Raw genomic sequence first — 16,199 nt, forward strand, 5'->3', positions numbered from 1 at the left:
AAGCAGTCAACCGCCAACAATTTAGTTAGCGTGACTGCCTTTTTTTATTCGTAATTATTTGGTGCTTTGTCGTTTTTAATCTTTTCGTATAGATTTTCTTCCGACTTATATTTCTTTTCTAATTCATTAACTGTCTGTTCTTCAGCTTGAAGTGGAACATCAGCAACTGGTTCCATATCTTGGTAGCGTTTCATTCCAGTACCAGCTGGGATCAACTTCCCAATAATGACATTTTCTTTCAAACCAATTAACGGATCATTCTTGCCTCGAATAGAAGTATCAGTTAAGACTCTTGTTGTTTCCTGGAAGGATGCAGCAGACAAGAAACTATTTGTTTCCAAAGCTGCTTTTGTAATCCCAAGGAGAACTGGCCGAGCAGTAGCTGGCACTTTACCAGACTTAATAGTCGCAGCATTTTGATCTTCGAAATCACTAATGTCCATTAGAGTTCCTGGCAAAATATCTGTATCGGCTGGATCCATAACTCGGACTTTTCTTAACATTTGGCGAACCATTACTTCCAAATGTTTATCGGAGATATCAACACCCTGCATACGATAAACCTTTTGGACTTCTGCTAATAAATAAGCTTCAGTGGATGCAGTATTTTTCGTTTGTAGTAAATGTTTTGGATCAATTGATCCACCTGTTAAACGATCTCCTCGTTCTACGACGTCGCCTTGCGCTACTGCAAGACTTGCAGTATATGGAATCGTGTAAGTTTTTTCCTCATCGTTGTTGTGTACAACGATTTCTCTGGTATGAGTAGCTGGATCTTCGTTAATTGCCGTGATCGTTCCACCAACTTCAGTGATTGTTGCCTGTCCTTTAGGATTACGAGCTTCAAAAATTTCTTCAACCCGGGGAAGACCTTGAGTGATATCTTCACCACCTGCAACCCCACCAGTATGGAAGTTACGCATCGTCAGCTGAGTTCCGGGTTCACCGATTGACTGAGCTGCAACAGTTCCCACTGCTTCACCTACTTCAACTGAGGTTCCCGTTGCCAAGTTACGTCCATAACACATCCGACAAACTCCGTGGCGAGTCTTACAAGTGAACAGTGAACGAATCGTAACACTCTCAACATTATGATCGATCAACATCTGAGATTTTGCTTCATCTAAGAAAACATTCTTACCGACCAATTTCTTGCCGGTCTCAGGATCAAAAACAGTTTTCATTGTGTAACGTCCAAGAAGACGATCATACAATGGTTCAATTATTTCATTGCCTTCAGTAATTGCTGAAACTTCAACACCACGATCAGTTCCACAATCGTCTTCTCTTACAATCACATCTTGAGCTACATCAACCAAACGACGAGTTAAGTAACCCGAGTTTGCTGTTTTCAAAGCCGTATCGGTCATTCCTTTACGAGCACCGTGAGTAGACATGAACATTTCCAAAACGCTCAAGCCTTCTCGGAAATTCGAAGTAACCGGTACTTCCATCATCCCGCCGTTAGGAGCAGCCATCAAACCACGCATCCCAGCGAGCTGCGTAAAGTTAGAAATATTACCACGAGCACCAGAATCACTCATCATCGAAATTGGATTTTTCTGATCAAAAGAAGCCATCAATTTATCCTGAATTTCATCTTTAGCATCATTCCAAACACCAATAACTCGATCATGGCGCTCCTCTTCAGTGATCAAACCACGTCTAAATTGATTAGAAATAGTTTCAACCTTCTTATGAGCACCTGCAACGATTCGTTTTTTGTCCTTTAAATTGGTGATGTCAGCTACTCCCACCGTTATTCCTGAATTAGTAGCTTGTGTGTAACCCAAAGTCTTCATGTCATCCAGAAGATCGGTGGTCCGCTGAACTTTATAAATCTTAAAAACTTCGGCAATGACATCACTCAAGAATCCCTTTTTAAAAGGCCCAACTAATTCGCGCGCAGCAAGAATTTCATTAATATCTTCCCCTTTTTTCAAGAAAAACTTTTCAGGAACTCCATGAACCAAATTTTCATTTGTTGGCTCATTGAGATAAGGGAAATCTTTAGGCATAATCGAATTGAAAATTAACTTACCGATCGTAGTAAGCAAAATTTCATTTTGCTGTTTCTTCGTAAACGGTTTGTCTGGCATCGATGAGACTGCAACACCAACTCGAGTATGCAGACTAACCACTCCATTTTGAAAAGCCAGCATTGCTTCATTAGTATTCTCAAAAATACTACCTTCGCCCTCACGACCATTCTCTTCAATCGTTAAATAATAATTCCCTAAAACGATATCCTGAGAAGGACTAACGATTGGTTTACCGTCTTTTGGCGCCAAAATATGGTGAGCCGCTAACATTAACAATCTAGCTTCTGCCTGAGCTTCATCAGATAAAGGAACGTGAACCGCCATCTGATCACCATCAAAATCGGCATTGTAAGCTTCACAAGCCAACGGATGTAACCGAATCGATTTACCTTCAACTAAGACAGGTTCAAAAGCTTGGATTCCCAAACGGTGCAACGTGGGAGCCCGATTCAAAAGAACAGTTCTTTCTTTAAGTACATCCTCTAAAATATCCCAAACTTCATTGTCTTGGCGATCAATCATCCGGCGGGCACTTTTCACATTAGAAGCTAATTCGCGTTGAACCAATTCACTCATGACAAATGGTTTAAATAACTCAAGCGCCATCGTCCTTGGCAAACCACATTGAGAGAACTTCAACGTTGGTCCAACATCAATAACTGAACGCCCTGAATAGTCAACACGTTTTCCCAGCAAGTTCTGACGGAAACGTCCTTGCTTCCCTTTAAGCATATGACTTAATGACTTCAATGGCCGGTTTCCTGGACCTGTAACTGGACGACCTCTTCGACCATTATCAATTAATGCATCAACAGCTTCTTGGAGCATCCGCTTTTCATTTTGCACAATGATTCCTGGTGCATTAAGTTCTAACAATTTCTTGAGTCGATTATTTCGATTAATTACCCTTCGATATAAATCATTTAAGTCACTAGTAGCAAATCTGCCGCCTTCAAGCTGAACCATCGGTCTAAGATCTGGTGGAATTACCGGAATCGCATCCATTACAACCCACTCAGGATGATTCCCAGACTTCAAGAAGGCTTCTAGAATGTCCAAACGTCTGATATCTCTAACACGTCGTTGACCACTAGCTTCTTTTAATTCTTGTTTTAATTCGGCAACCGATTTTTCTAAATCAACATTTCTCAGCAGATCTTTAATCCCTTCGGCTCCCATTTTAGCTAAGAAAGCATCTTTACTTTCAAAGCTATGGGCACCGAATTTTTGAAAAGCTTTCATGTAATCATCTTGTGATAAAAGCTGACCAGCCTTTAAATCCGTTTCTAGCGGATCGGTTACAATCTTATAAAATTCAGCCTTCTTATCCCGATATTCGCGCTCAGTTAAAATTTGTTTCTCTTCTAAAGTAGTTTTGCCTGGCTCAATTACAATGTAAGCTGAAAAATAAATTACTTCTTCTAAAACGCGCGGAGAAACATCAAGAATTAACCCGATCCGAGATGGAATTCCCTTAAAATACCAAATATGAGTAACAGGAGCTGCTAACTCAATATGTCCCATTCGTTCGCGACGAACCTTGGAACGCGTAACTTCAACGCCACAGCGATCACAAACAATTCCCTTATAGCGGATCCGTTTGTATTTACCACAGGCACATTCCCAATCCTTTGTTGGACCAAAAATCCGTTCATCGAATAAGCCATCTCGTTCAGGCTTTAAAGTTCGATAATTGATCGTCTCGGGTTTTTTGACCTCACCATAAGACCAACTTCTAATCTTATCCGGTGATGCAAGACCGATCTGCATACTGTCAAATTTATTAACATCAATCAATTATTTTGCGTCTCCTTTCTGGGGCGTTGATTCATCGGTTATGCCAAAGGCCTTTTCAAGGTCTAACGCATCCTTTTCATCACTATTCTTTTCACTAGGAGCTGGGCGACTATTTTCGCGTTCTCCCTCAATAACTGCTTTTTGAACTGCAATTTCATCAGCATATTTCTGCAACGCGTCAACGACAACATTTTTGTTCCCGTCTTCGTCCATATCTCTAAGATCAATTTCTGATTTTTGATCATCAAGAACCCTAATATCAAGGCCCAGAGATTGTAACTCTTTAATCAAAACGCGGAATGATTCTGGCACACTTGGTGCTGGAATTGTCTCACCTTTAACTATTGCTTCGTAAGTTTTAACACGCCCTGTAACGTCATCAGATTTGTAAGTCAAAATTTCTTGTAAAGTATGAGCCGCACCGTAGGCTTCAAGTGCCCAAACTTCCATTTCACCAAATCTCTGTCCACCAAACTGAGCTTTACCACCCAATGGTTGCTGAGTAACCAGTGAGTATGGTCCAATCGAACGAGCATGAAGTTTATCATCAACCATGTGAGATAACTTCATATAGTACATGACACCGACCGACACTTTATTTTCAAAAGGTTCACCGGTTCGACCGTCATAAAGGTAAGTCTTGCCATCTGCGTCCATTCCAGCTTTTCTAACTGTACTCCAAAGATCTTTATCAGTAACTCCATCAAATACAGGCGTTGCGATATCAATTCCCAATTTTTTAGCAGCTAAACCTAAGTGAAGCTCTAATACTTGTCCAATATTCATACGAGACGGAACACCCATTGGTGACAAGAGAATATCAACTGGCGTGCCATCCGGCATAAATGGCATATCTTCTTCCGGTACAACGATTGAAACAGTACCTTTGTTCCCGTGACGACCTGCCATCTTATCACCAACTTGGATCTTACGTTTTTGAGCCACAAAAACGCGAACCAACATATTAACTCCAGGTGGTAATTCATCTCCAGCTTCTCTAGTAAAGATTTTAACTTTTTGAATAATTCCATCACCACCGTGAGGAACTCTTAGCGATGTATCACGAACCTCTCGCGATTTCTCACCGAAAATGGCATGAAGCAATCTTTCTTCAGCTGACAGTTCAGTCATCCCTTTAGGAGTTACCTTACCAACTAAAATATCTCCTTCACGGACTTCAGCTCCAATTCTGACAACTCCTAATTCATCTAAATCTTTAAGAGCATCTTCACCGACGTTTGGAATTTCACGGGTAACTTCTTCCGGTCCTAATTTAGTATCACGAGATTCTGAAATGTATTCTTCAATATGAATAGAAGTATAAACATCTTCTTTGACTAAACGTTCTGAAAGAATAATCGCATCTTCATAGTTATACATATTCCAGGTCATAAATGCCACCAACGGATTTTGACCTAAAGCTAACTCGCCATTATACATTGCAGGTCCATCTGCAATAATGTCGTTTGCTTCAACGTGCTCGCCTTTTTTTACAATTGGCTTTTGGTGATAGTCTTTACCCGCATTTGAACGACGATGAATCATCAAACGATATGTATCAAGACTTTTATCTGCTCTTCTGATCCGGATTTGATTGGCATCAACATACTCAACAACTCCATCATGTTCAGCTAAAACTGCTAAACCAGAATCATGAGCTGCAACATACTCCATTCCGGTACCAACAATCGGCGCATGAGGTTGAATCAAGGGAACCGCTTGGCGCTGCATGTTTGCACCCATTAAAGCCCGGTTGGAATCATCATTTTCCAAAAACGGAATACAAGCTGTCGCGACCGCTACTACCTGCTTAGGAGAAACATCCATATAGTCAACATGTTCAGGAGTTGTTTCGATATTATCATCTTTATGACGAGCTAAGACAGTCGGTTCAGCAAACTCACCATTACTTTTCAAAGGAGAGTTTGCTTGAGCAATCGTATAATTATCTTCTTCATCAGCAGTCAAATAATCGATTTTATCAGTAACTCGGTGGGTCTTCCAACTCACCCGTCGATATGGAGTCTCAATAAAACCATATTTATTAACTACCGCATAACTTGCTAAACTGTTTATCAAGCCGATATTAGGACCTTCTGGCGTTTCAATCGGACACATCCGTCCGTAATGGGTATAATGCACGTCCCGTACTTCGTATCCTGCTCGATCACGTGTTAAACCTCCTGGTCCTAAAGCACTTAGCCGCCGCTTATGAGTTAATTCTCCTAACGGATTAGTTTGATCCATGAACTGTGAAAGCTGCGATGAACCAAAGAATTCTTTAATTGAAGCAACAACAGGTCTAATGTTAACCAGCTGCTGTGGAGTCACGGTCAAAGGATCTTGAATTGACATCCGCTCGCGCACAACCCGTTCCATCCGAGTTAAACCAATTCTAAATTGATTTTGAAGTAACTCACCAACTGAGCGAATTCGTCTATTACCTAAGTGATCAATATCATCAGTTGTACCGATTCCATAGCGAAGATTTAAGAAGTAATTAACCGCTGATATAATATCAGCAACTGTCAGTTGATGAACTGACTCTGGAATATTAGCATTCCCAATTAATTCTACGATTTGATCAGGATCGTTTAAACTGTAAACTTTAATACTTTGAATCACAACTTCGTCTTGTAAGACACCGTCTTGTGAAGGAATAAAAGAACTGGTTTTAAAATCCATTCTCCGCAAATAGCGTTTTAAAGGCGTCTTCCCTTCACCTTCTTTACCGTCACCTTCCATCAACTGACGATCAATCTTTGTTCCCTTAGAAGCAATCACTTCTCCTGTATCAGGATCAACTAAAGTTTCAGCCAAAGTCAAACCAACTAATCGATTTTCTAAAGAGAGTTTTTTATTAATTTTGTAGCGACCAACAGATGCTAAATCATAACGTTTTGGATCAAAGAAGCGAGCATACAAAAGTGAGCGAGAACTTTCAGCAGTTTTAGGTTCGCCTGGTCTTAAACGTTCATAAATTTCTTTTAGCGCTTCATCAGTTCTTGAATCAGCAGAATTTTTATGAATGTCTTTTTCCATCGTTAACTGAAGTGAATTATCCGAACCAAAAATTTCAGAAATTGTGCTATCAGAGCCAAATCCAAGCGCCCGAAGTAGAACTGTAATTGGAATCTTACGAGTCCGATCGATTCTAGCATAAGCGATCTCTTTGCTATCTGATTCAAATTCCAACCAAGCACCCCGGTTTGGAATCACCGTTGTACCATAATTAACAATGCTATTTTTATCTGTTGAACTACTAAAATAAACGCCAGGGGATCTCATTAATTGAGAAACAATAACCCGTTCTGCTCCATTAATGATAAATGTTCCTTCTCTGGTCATCATCGGAAAATCACCAAAAAAAACATCCTGCGTTTTAATTTCACCAGTTTCATTATTGGTTAAACGCAGATTAACATACATTGGCATTGAATAATTAGTATCGCGTTCTCGCGCTTCATCAACTGAATACTTAGGTTCTTTAAAGGAATATCCATTATATTCTAATGTCAAAATTCCTTTAAAGTCTTCAATTGGCATTACGTCGTGAAACATTTCATTAATTCCATCGTCCAAAAACCACTTATATGATTGAGTTTGAATATCAATCAAATTGGGCAATTTAAGAACATCTTTAATCCGGGAAAAACTTTTCCGTACTTGATGTTTACCGTAACTTACGTTATGTTCAGCCATTTACACACTCCTTCTAAGTTTCGAAGACTGATTGATCATAAATCTTTAGAAAATCTTAATACTTTTTCACAGTCCGAGAGCAAAAAAAATCCCACATACTCAAAAATTTGATATATGTAGGATCACTGTGATGGACAATAGATCAAAACAGCTCTCTATCATTACCGATTCATTTTACCCTAAAATCGGACTTATTCCAATATTTTAACGCAAACAAATCTAAAAAACAAGTAATATTTGAAACATGTGTGATAGAATTGGGTAAGGAATTTCTGGGCGCACCTTAACAATCGGCAACCAACTCATTTTTAAAGATCGGAGCTTCAATCTTATAATGAAGAAAAACAGAAAAATTATTATGCTAATTGCAGCATTATTAGTACTCCTCTGCCTTGGTCTGGTCATTTTCGGCATTCCTCATTCAAAAAATGAAAAGGCAAAAAGTTCTCAGCTTCAAATTGTCACTTCAACTGACATATATGCCGACATTACAAGGCAAATTGTTGGTAAAGAAGGATCGGTCACGGCTATTATAGAAAACCCCAACATCGATCCGCATGATTTTAAGCCGACCACCAAAACGACCAAAGCGGTAACTCAAGCAGATTTAGTAATCAGCAACGGGCTGGGATATGATAATTGGATCAACCCATTAATTACAAAGCAGAAACATATTGATATTGGAAAAGATGTTGCTGGCAAAAAGACGGGGGCTAATCCCCACCTTTGGTTTGATCTCGAGATTATCGAAAAATACACTAATAATCTTGCTGATCAACTCGGAAAAATGCAACCTGCTCATAAATCTTATTTCACTACTAATGCCAAAAACTATCAAGCTAAATTAAAGAAAGTCGAAGCCAAGGCCAAAAAATCAACCGCAAACCCTGACAAAAATCAAGTCGACGTCAGTGAACCGCTCTTTGACTATGCTCTAACAAATCTTGGATATAAAATCAATAATCCTAGATTTGCTTTAGCAATCGAGAATGAAACTGATCCGTCGCCTAAAGATGCTCAAGCAACAATCGATGATTTCAAAGACCACCGCGTTATCTTTTATGTCCACAATCGACAGGTAGAAAACAATACTACAGATACCCTCTTAAAAGAAGCCAAGGCTCAAAAGATCCCGGTCCTTTTCCTAACCGAAATGAAACCCGCGGGTGTTAGCTACCTAGATTGGCAAAACAAAATTTATGATGAATTGGCAAAAATTTTAAAAAACTAGAAGTTCTAGTTTTTTTTATTTGAAATTTTACGGGGCTCCTGTAACTAAGGTCCAAGTCACTGCTGCGTGAAGCCCAACCGAAGAAGAAGTCTTTGGCAGCTTCGCTAAAACACTGCGAGGAACTTGCAAAGTCGCATCGTTTGCCGAACCAAAACTTAAGCGCCAACTTCCTACAGCATTATTATTAGAACTATTATTACTGTTTAAAATGCTCACACTAGGACCACCTGCAACCAAAGTCCCATTAGAAGTTAAAGGTGTTCCACCAGTTTGCCACATTGAACTACTTGTTAAAGGATAATCATTAATGCCTGCAAGTTTGTTTGAATTCAGTTTCAATTGAATCCCCGTATTATTGATTAAGCCACCAGCGTTATTGTAAAAACTACCGAGCTGACCTTCAAGATGCCAAACATTTTGAGGATTACCTGTAGCAGAAGTTACCACGAGTTCTCTTTTGACCGGAGTTTTAGTTACTCCTGTCTGCAAATATTTGCCGATCGGATATCCTGTTGAGGTGTAATCATTACTATAATCCAAGTTTAAGTAATTTACAGAGGATGCCCCGTTTTGAACAGTATTAGCTAAAGAATAAGTATCATCGGTATTAACAGCATTAACGCCAAAATCAAAGTTTGGCACCGCCCGCAAGGTGGTCCGTCCTTTAACCTGATAGTTAACCTCAAAGATTTGTTCATTGCTATCAGTTGATCCTTGGTTATCTGTATCATCATATTTAGGGTTAGCAGTAAGCGCTGCTGCCAGACTTGGATAAATTACCCCATCGTTGGGATCGCCTGCATGACGATAAGTAACCGTATACGAATACCCTGGACGCATTAATTTATTGGTCGTTGCACTGTTATCGGATGTCGCAAAAATATTAGTTGTATCAACGCTGCCCGTAAAGAAATTATCGTTAGTGTGCGGACCACTTACCACGATTTGCGGAGTCGTACGCCATGGATCATTTGCTGGTAAAATCGTCGGATTTGCAACTTTCAAAGTAGATTTTTGAAAAGATTTATTGTAAACGAGATTAACGTTATTTTGAGTGTTGTCACCGACTACCGTCAAGACATTCGAGCTTTGATAAACATATCCTGGAATTCTTGTCGCCTGATAGACATACTTCGCTTTAGTTGCATCAGCTGCACTACCAGCAGAAATAGTATCACCAATATTTGCCAAAATTGCTTGATTGCGAGCTGGTTTCAACACATTGCCGCTACTGTCTTTATAAGTCACACTAACCAATGCAGTCGCCAACTGGAGATTAAAATTAGTGATCTGCACACCCATATTAGATTTATACCCGCCGGTTGCAGCTGTTGCACCAACAGACATAACAGGTTGCCACTGGTTAGTTGCAGGATCACTAGTACTTGATAGCACCTGCGTATAAGTTTGCCCATCTCCGGTCGTTACTCTAACTGTGCCATTTTGAGCGCCACCGTATGTGTAGGTAACTTGAACTGGGGAAGCAAAACTTGTAATAACACGGTGAGGTCCGTCATCATTTGCTCCAAATGAATTAACTAAACGACCGGTATAAGGACTCCCAGTTCCATAAGTATGCCGAAATCCCGCAACTGTCTCCAAAAAATTTTTGGTATTACCGAAGTTCCACCAATCCCCGGAATAAGCAGGATCGAGCGGATTGGTAGGAACTGTATTGTAAATAGAATATTGAGCTTTACTGTTGTTATAAAAATCAAGTCCCCAAATTGTCGTACTAGGTAGACTCGCAATCCCTAGATTAGAAGCAGCTGTATTCATCCCAGTAATACTTTGATTTGTTTGTTGTTGCAAACGGGTCTGCGTTGCAGGCGTCAAAATTAATCCCACAAAATCACCACCAACACCGCCGATAGAAGAAGTCACTGTTTGAAGTGACAAATTAAAAGTCATCGACCAGTTTCTAGTCATATCAATCTGGTTTTTGAAAACTGTATAACCTTGTTGCCCGTTTGCCCCACCAGCTCCGCTTTGAGTAAGAGAATAAGTCCCATCAGTTCCATAACTAAAAGCCGAACCAGCAACCACGAAGTTCGAGTTAATTTGCCCAGTACTGATATTCAATGAATGGCTCCCTGTATCAGTCACCAAAGAAATATCAGTGTTCACAAATGCTGCTAAATTATGTTTCGATTTTTTCTGAGGTGAAGCAAAAAAAATAACACTTACAATAAGTAAAAAACTGATCATCGCCCCCATAATCAATTTTTCTTTTCTATGCCTCAAAATTTATCCTCCTCAAACTTTATACATTAATTATACTTAGTTTAAAGGACGGTTGTGATCAGATTCGGATAAATTTTTTCAAAACAATTGAAATGGCTATGCTATAATTCTCTTCGCTATAAGAGTAGTGAAGTATAAAATTGCTTCAATTAAGGTAATGAAAAAAGTAACAGGTAAATTAGTTAGATAGGTTAAATATAAGCCACCCCAAACTCCGATCAACGCACAACTAATACTAATCAAGATTAATTCAAAAAAGTTTCTACCCCACCTAAAAGCAATCGATGCCGGTAAAGTCATTAAAACAAAAATTAAAAGTGCTCCAACAATCTGCGCCGCAACACTAGCAGTAAAGGCGGTCATAACTAAAAAGATTAAAGAAATCCAGTAAGTTTTCAAGCTTGAATACCGAGCAGCAATTGGATCGAAAGAATCATATTTAAGCGGTCGAAACAACAACAAAATTGTAATCAATACGATCCCTGCGACAATTAAAATTTGATAGACATTAGATTTAGTTATTGCAGTAATGCTGCCGAACATTAAATTAGTCGCGTAACTGCTATTTCCCTTTGCTAAAGTCAAAAATAAAGCCCCCGACCCCATAAAAAGAGCTGAGATAACAGAAACCAGTGAATCATTGGAGGAAAATTTATTAGAGCCAACACTTGTAAGTACCGCTGCCAGAGTGGTAAAAATGAGCATCCCAGTGATCGGTGGCAATCCAGCAAACACTCCAAACGCTGCCCCTGAAAAACCAATTTCCGAAATCATATGAGTTAAAAAAGGCAGTTTTCTAATCAATACAAAAATGCTCATAACACCACAAACAACGGCTATTAAGGTTCCAGCAATAAAAGCATTTAACATAAATTCAGAATTCAACATCGTTATTCTCCAATAGACTTTGATCTCCTACTTCAAAAGTACCATCGCCATTTAGTTTTAAAATTTTAGTACTGTTTTGGATCACGGATTCCGGATCGTGAGTAACTAAAACAATGGTTACCTGGTCTTCAACTTGCAATTTTTTTAAGATTTCCATTACCTCTTTTTTTGATCGTTCATCCAATCCATTTGTTGGTTCATCTAGAATAATCATTTTGGGGTCGTGAACCAACGCTTGGGCAATATAGGCCCGTTGCTGTTCACCTCCTGATGAATTTGCTAAAAGGTTATCAGATTTATCTTGAAGCCTAACTTTTTTTAGCGCAGTGCTAATTTTAAGCCGATCTTTTTTGGTCAACCAGGGAATCAAATTATCATAAAGACGTAAGCTTACAAAACTTGTCAGATTTAGCGGATAGTCCTCATTTATATTTCTAGTTTGGGGTACAAATCCAATTTTCTTACGGTCAAAACCATTGTCTGTATATATAACTTGTCCACTTCTAGGAGCAAGTTCTTTCATCATTAATTGAATTAACGTACTTTTTCCTGTGCCATTTGGTCCAATAATCGAAAGAAAATCACCTTGCTTTATCTCTAAATTTAGGTTCTTAAAAAGAAGTTTTTGATCAAAACTCATTGATAAATCAACAAGTTTTATTAAGGTTTGTTTTTCACTCATCCTTCTATTTTAAACAAAAAAAGCCTCACTGTATATTAGTAAGTGAAGTTTTTGTCGTTTTGTAGAAAAAAAAGAGGCTCATTTGCCCCTTTACACATTATTCAGCAGATTTTCCGCCGTTTTTCTTGATGATTTCTTCTTGGATTGACTTAGGTACTGATTCATAGTGATCAAATGTCATTGTGAAAGTACCACGTCCCTGAGTTGCAGAACGCAATGTAGTTGCATACCCAAACATTTCAGCCAACGGCACGAAGCCATTAACCACTTGCGCATTACCACGAGCTTCCATTCCTTCAACGCGACCACGACGAGCAGTAATCTGACCCATAATATCGCCAAGATATTCCTCAGGTACGATAACTTCAACTTTCATGATCGGTTCTAAGATCACAGCACCAGCTTTTTTAGCAGCTTCATGAAGTGCAATCGATGCAGCAACTTTGAAGGCTGCCTCAGATGAATCGACTTCATGGTAAGATCCGTCGTAAAGTTTTGCTTTAACGTCGATTAATGGATATCCCGCAAGAACACCATTAGCCATTGCTTCACGCAAACCAGCTTCAACTGATGGAATATATTCCCGCGGAACTACCCCACCAACGATAGCATTCTCAAACTCGAAGCCTTTTCCTTCTTCATTTGGTGTAAATTCAATATAAACATCACCGTATTGACCTTTACCACCACTCTGACGAACAAATTTACCTTGAGCTTGAGCTGGCGTTGTAAATGTTTCACGGTAAGCTACTTGTGGTTCACCAACTTTAGCTGCCACTTTGAACTCACGGCGCATTCTTTCAACCATGATATCAAGATGCAACTCACCCATTCCAGCAATTAAAGTCTGACCAGTTTCAGCGTTTGTTTCAGCTTGGAAAGTTGGATCTTCTTCAGCAAGTTTTTGCAACGCAACGTCTAACTTATCACGATCTTCTTTTGAATCTGGTTCAATTGAGACCTGAATAACAGGATCTGGGAAGACCATCGATTCAAGAATCAACGGTGTATTAACATCAGTCAATGAATCACCTGTTGTTGTATTCTTTAAACCAATAGCAGCGGCAATATCACCAGAGAATACTTCAGAAATTTCTGTTCGGTGATTAGCGTGCATCTGCAATAGTCGGCCGACCCGTTCACGAGAATCTTTAGTTGCATTTAAAACATAAGATCCTGATGGTAGAGAGCCTGTATAAACACGAATGTAGGTTAAACGGCCTACAAATGGATCAGTAGCAATCTTAAAAGCCAAAGCAGCAAATGGTTGATCATCGCCTGCTTGTAGTTCAACAGATTCTTCTGTTCCTGGTTTGTGAGCAATATAAGGTCTAACTTCAAGAGGTGATGGAAGATAATCAACCACCGCATCCAAAAGCATCTGGACACCTTTATTCTTAAATGCTGAACCAACTAATACAGGGAAGAATTTAAGATCAATTGTTGCCCGACGGATACCAGCTTTTAATTCTTCAACAGTGATTTCTTCGCCGTTGAGGTATTTCTCCATCACGTCATCGTTAACATCAGCAACAGCTTCAACCAATTCATCATGCATCTTTTTAGCTTTGTCCTGATAGTCCGCAGGAATATCAACCGTATCCCACTTATCTCCAACTTCATCAACATCATACAGATAAGCTTTCATCGTAACTAAATCGATGATGCCACTAAATTGATCTTCTGCACCAATTGGAATTTGGATTGCATGAGCGTTAGCCTGTAAACGATCATGGATAGTCTGAACTGAATAATCAAAATCAGCTCCAATTTTATCCATTTTGTTAACGAAAACAATGTTTGGAACGTTATAATTAGCAGCTTGACGCCAAACATTTTCAGTCTGTGGCTCAACCCCAGATTGAGCATCAAGTACTGTAATAACACCATCAAGAACTCTAAGTGAGCGTTCTACTTCAATTGTAAAGTCGACGTGTCCTGGAGTATCAATGATGTTAATTCGATAATCTTTCCACTGAGCAGTTGTCGCAGCAGAGGTAATAGTAATTCCTCTTTCCTGCTCCTCTTCCATCCAGTCCATCTGCGATGCACCTTCGTGAGTTTCACCGATCTTGTGAATCTTTCCAGTATAGAAAAGAATTCTTTCGGTTGTCGTTGTCTTTCCTGCATCGATATGGGCCATAATCCCGATATTTCTGGTTTTATCGAGTGGAAATTCTCGCTTTGCAGCCATTATATGTTATTTCTCCTTCACTACAAACTAATATTATCTTATTAATTACCAGCGATACTGAGCAAATGCGCGGTTTGCTTCTGCCATCTTGTGCGTATCTTCCCGTTTCTTAACGGATGCACCAGTATTGTTTGCGGCATCCATAATCTCATGAGCTAATTTCTCATCCATAGAACGTTCATTACGTAAACGTGAATATTGAACGATCCACCGCAAAGCAAGAGTTGTCCTTCTTTCTGGGCGAACTTCGATTGGTACTTGGTAGTTAGATCCCCCGATCCGACGTGCCTTAACTTCAAGTACTGGCATTACGTTATTCATGGCATCTTGAAAAACTTCAAGTGGATCTTTACTAGTTTGCTCACGAATAATATCAAAGGCGCTATAAAGAATATTTTGAGCCTTTCCTCGCTTACCATCTTTCATCATGTGGTTGATCAGTCTTGATACTAATTTTGAGTTGTATATTGGGTCTGCCAATATATCTTGTTTAACGATTGTGCCTTTTCTTGGCATTATATACTCCTATCTCTTAAAAAAATTTACTTCTTTGGCCGTTTTGTGCCGTATTTTGAGCGTCCTTGCATCCGGTCTGTAACTCCTGCTGTATCAAGAGTTCCCCGAACAATATGGTAACGAACACCAGGAAGGTCTTTTACACGACCGCCACGAATCAAAACAACACTATGTTCCTGTAAATTGTGACCAATTCCTGGAATATAAGCAGTAACTTCAATCAAGTTTGAGAGGCGAACACGGGCATACTTACGTAAGGCCGAGTTTGGCTTCTTTGGGGTCATCGTCCCAACACGAGTAGCAACTCCTCTCTTTTGAGGAGCTGGATTCTTAGTTAAATTCTTATTCATACTGTTATAGCCGAAGTTCAAAGCAGGTGATTTGGATTTACTAGACTTTGATTTACGACCTTTGCGTACTAATTGGTTAATAGTTGGCATTTAGATATCTTGAATTCCTTTCTAATTTTTATTGGTACACGCACCCAGGCGTTTTGTTTTTTCGACAATATCTTAAAACACGTTCAAAATTGTAGTATTTTTTAGAGGATTTGTCAATATATTTAGCAAAAAAAACAGTTTAATTCCGAACAGCAAATTTACAAACATTTATTTACCGATTGTCTTTAACTCTGTTATAATTCTGGTAGTGACCAACTGCCGTTAACGACAGTCAATCCATAACAAAATTTAAGGGGACATAAACAATGGACGGGGTTTCACCAGTTGTTGAAAAAATAATCAACTTCGAAAAAGAGCACAATATGACTGATAGTGATTTAGCTTTTGCTAGTCATATTTCAGTCGAACATATTCATGCAATGAAGGCTGGAATTGGCAAAGTAGACCAAGAAGTTTTAAATGATTTACTAAAATTTTTAGCCGAAAATTAAAGAAAAACGAC

The 16,199-nt window shown here is 39.2% G+C and carries 10 protein-coding genes; 2 read left to right on the plus strand and 8 right to left on the minus strand.

Annotated elements, in window-relative coordinates:
- Nucleotides 1-44: 44 nt before the first annotated feature.
- The gene (gene rpoC, locus R8495_RS07425) at nucleotides 45-3,839 is read right to left on the minus strand and encodes a DNA-directed RNA polymerase subunit beta' (protein WP_317634842.1); all 3,795 of its coding nucleotides are present in this window, start codon (nucleotides 3,837-3,839) and stop codon (nucleotides 45-47) included.
- On the minus strand, nucleotides 3,840-7,541 hold the full coding sequence (gene rpoB, locus R8495_RS07430) for a DNA-directed RNA polymerase subunit beta (protein WP_317634843.1): 3,702 nt from the start codon (nucleotides 7,539-7,541) through the stop codon (nucleotides 3,840-3,842).
- A 334-nt stretch (nucleotides 7,542-7,875) separates the two neighbouring features.
- On the opposite strand from rpoB, the gene R8495_RS07435 reads away from it, so the two are divergent.
- The gene (locus R8495_RS07435) at nucleotides 7,876-8,772 is read left to right on the plus strand and encodes a metal ABC transporter solute-binding protein, Zn/Mn family (protein WP_317634844.1); all 897 of its coding nucleotides are present in this window, start codon (nucleotides 7,876-7,878) and stop codon (nucleotides 8,770-8,772) included.
- 27 nt (nucleotides 8,773-8,799) lie between these two features.
- Here R8495_RS07435 and R8495_RS07440 read toward each other — a convergent pair whose 3' ends face one another.
- The 6 genes from R8495_RS07440 to rpsL all read right to left on the minus strand — a co-directional run bounded on the left by R8495_RS07440 (nucleotide 8,800) and on the right by rpsL (nucleotide 15,736).
- Nucleotides 8,800-11,016 carry a lectin-like domain-containing protein gene (locus tag R8495_RS07440; protein ID WP_317634845.1) on the minus strand — a complete coding sequence of 739 codons (2,217 nt, stop codon included), beginning with the start codon at nucleotides 11,014-11,016 and terminating at the stop codon, nucleotides 8,800-8,802.
- Between the two features lie 96 nt (nucleotides 11,017-11,112).
- Nucleotides 11,113-11,904, minus strand: a complete 792-nt coding sequence (locus R8495_RS07445; protein WP_317634846.1) for a metal ABC transporter permease — start codon at nucleotides 11,902-11,904, stop codon at nucleotides 11,113-11,115.
- A complete protein-coding gene (locus R8495_RS07450; protein WP_317634847.1) occupies nucleotides 11,891-12,586 on the minus strand; it encodes a metal ABC transporter ATP-binding protein in 696 nt (231 codons plus the stop codon). The genes R8495_RS07445 and R8495_RS07450 overlap by 14 nt, the downstream gene beginning before the upstream one ends.
- Nucleotides 12,587-12,683: 97 nt before the next feature.
- Entirely contained in the window at nucleotides 12,684-14,780 is a 2,097-nt protein-coding gene (gene fusA, locus R8495_RS07455; protein WP_317634848.1) for an elongation factor G, read from the minus strand.
- A gap of 45 nt (nucleotides 14,781-14,825) precedes the next feature.
- Nucleotides 14,826-15,296 carry a 30S ribosomal protein S7 gene (gene rpsG, locus R8495_RS07460; RefSeq protein WP_317634849.1) on the minus strand — a complete coding sequence of 157 codons (471 nt, stop codon included), beginning with the start codon at nucleotides 15,294-15,296 and terminating at the stop codon, nucleotides 14,826-14,828.
- A gap of 26 nt (nucleotides 15,297-15,322) precedes the next feature.
- The gene (gene rpsL, locus R8495_RS07465; protein WP_317634850.1) at nucleotides 15,323-15,736 is read right to left on the minus strand and encodes a 30S ribosomal protein S12; all 414 of its coding nucleotides are present in this window, start codon (nucleotides 15,734-15,736) and stop codon (nucleotides 15,323-15,325) included.
- A 266-nt stretch (nucleotides 15,737-16,002) separates the two neighbouring features.
- Here rpsL and R8495_RS07470 point away from each other — a divergent pair, with 266 nt between their 5' ends.
- Nucleotides 16,003-16,188 carry an LBP_cg2779 family protein gene (locus tag R8495_RS07470; protein WP_317634851.1) on the plus strand — a complete coding sequence of 62 codons (186 nt, stop codon included), beginning with the start codon at nucleotides 16,003-16,005 and terminating at the stop codon, nucleotides 16,186-16,188.
- Nucleotides 16,189-16,199: the final 11 nt, after the last annotated feature.

It is taken from the genome of Xylocopilactobacillus apicola (genome assembly GCF_033095985.1).
In the GTDB taxonomy this organism is placed as follows: Bacteria; Bacillota; Bacilli; order Lactobacillales; family Lactobacillaceae; genus Xylocopilactobacillus; species Xylocopilactobacillus apicola.

Excerpts from the sequence above, each read along its gene's own strand:
- R8495_RS07450 (WP_317634847.1), bottom strand. The coding sequence starts at position 12,586 with ATGAGTGAAAAACAAACCTTAATAAAACTTGTTGATTTATCAATGAGT.
- R8495_RS07470 (WP_317634851.1), top strand. The coding sequence starts at position 16,003 with ATGGACGGGGTTTCACCAGTTGTTGAAAAAATAATCAACTTCGAAAAA.
- R8495_RS07435 (WP_317634844.1), top strand. The coding sequence starts at position 7,876 with ATGAAGAAAAACAGAAAAATTATTATGCTAATTGCAGCATTATTAGTA.
- rpoB (WP_317634843.1), bottom strand. The coding sequence starts at position 7,541 with ATGGCTGAACATAACGTAAGTTACGGTAAACATCAAGTACGGAAAAGT.
- rpsL (WP_317634850.1), bottom strand. The coding sequence starts at position 15,736 with ATGCCAACTATTAACCAATTAGTACGCAAAGGTCGTAAATCAAAGTCT.
- R8495_RS07445 (WP_317634846.1), bottom strand. The coding sequence starts at position 11,904 with ATGTTGAATTCTGAATTTATGTTAAATGCTTTTATTGCTGGAACCTTA.
- rpsG (WP_317634849.1), bottom strand. The coding sequence starts at position 15,296 with ATGCCAAGAAAAGGCACAATCGTTAAACAAGATATATTGGCAGACCCA.
- fusA (WP_317634848.1), bottom strand. The coding sequence starts at position 14,780 with ATGGCTGCAAAGCGAGAATTTCCACTCGATAAAACCAGAAATATCGGG.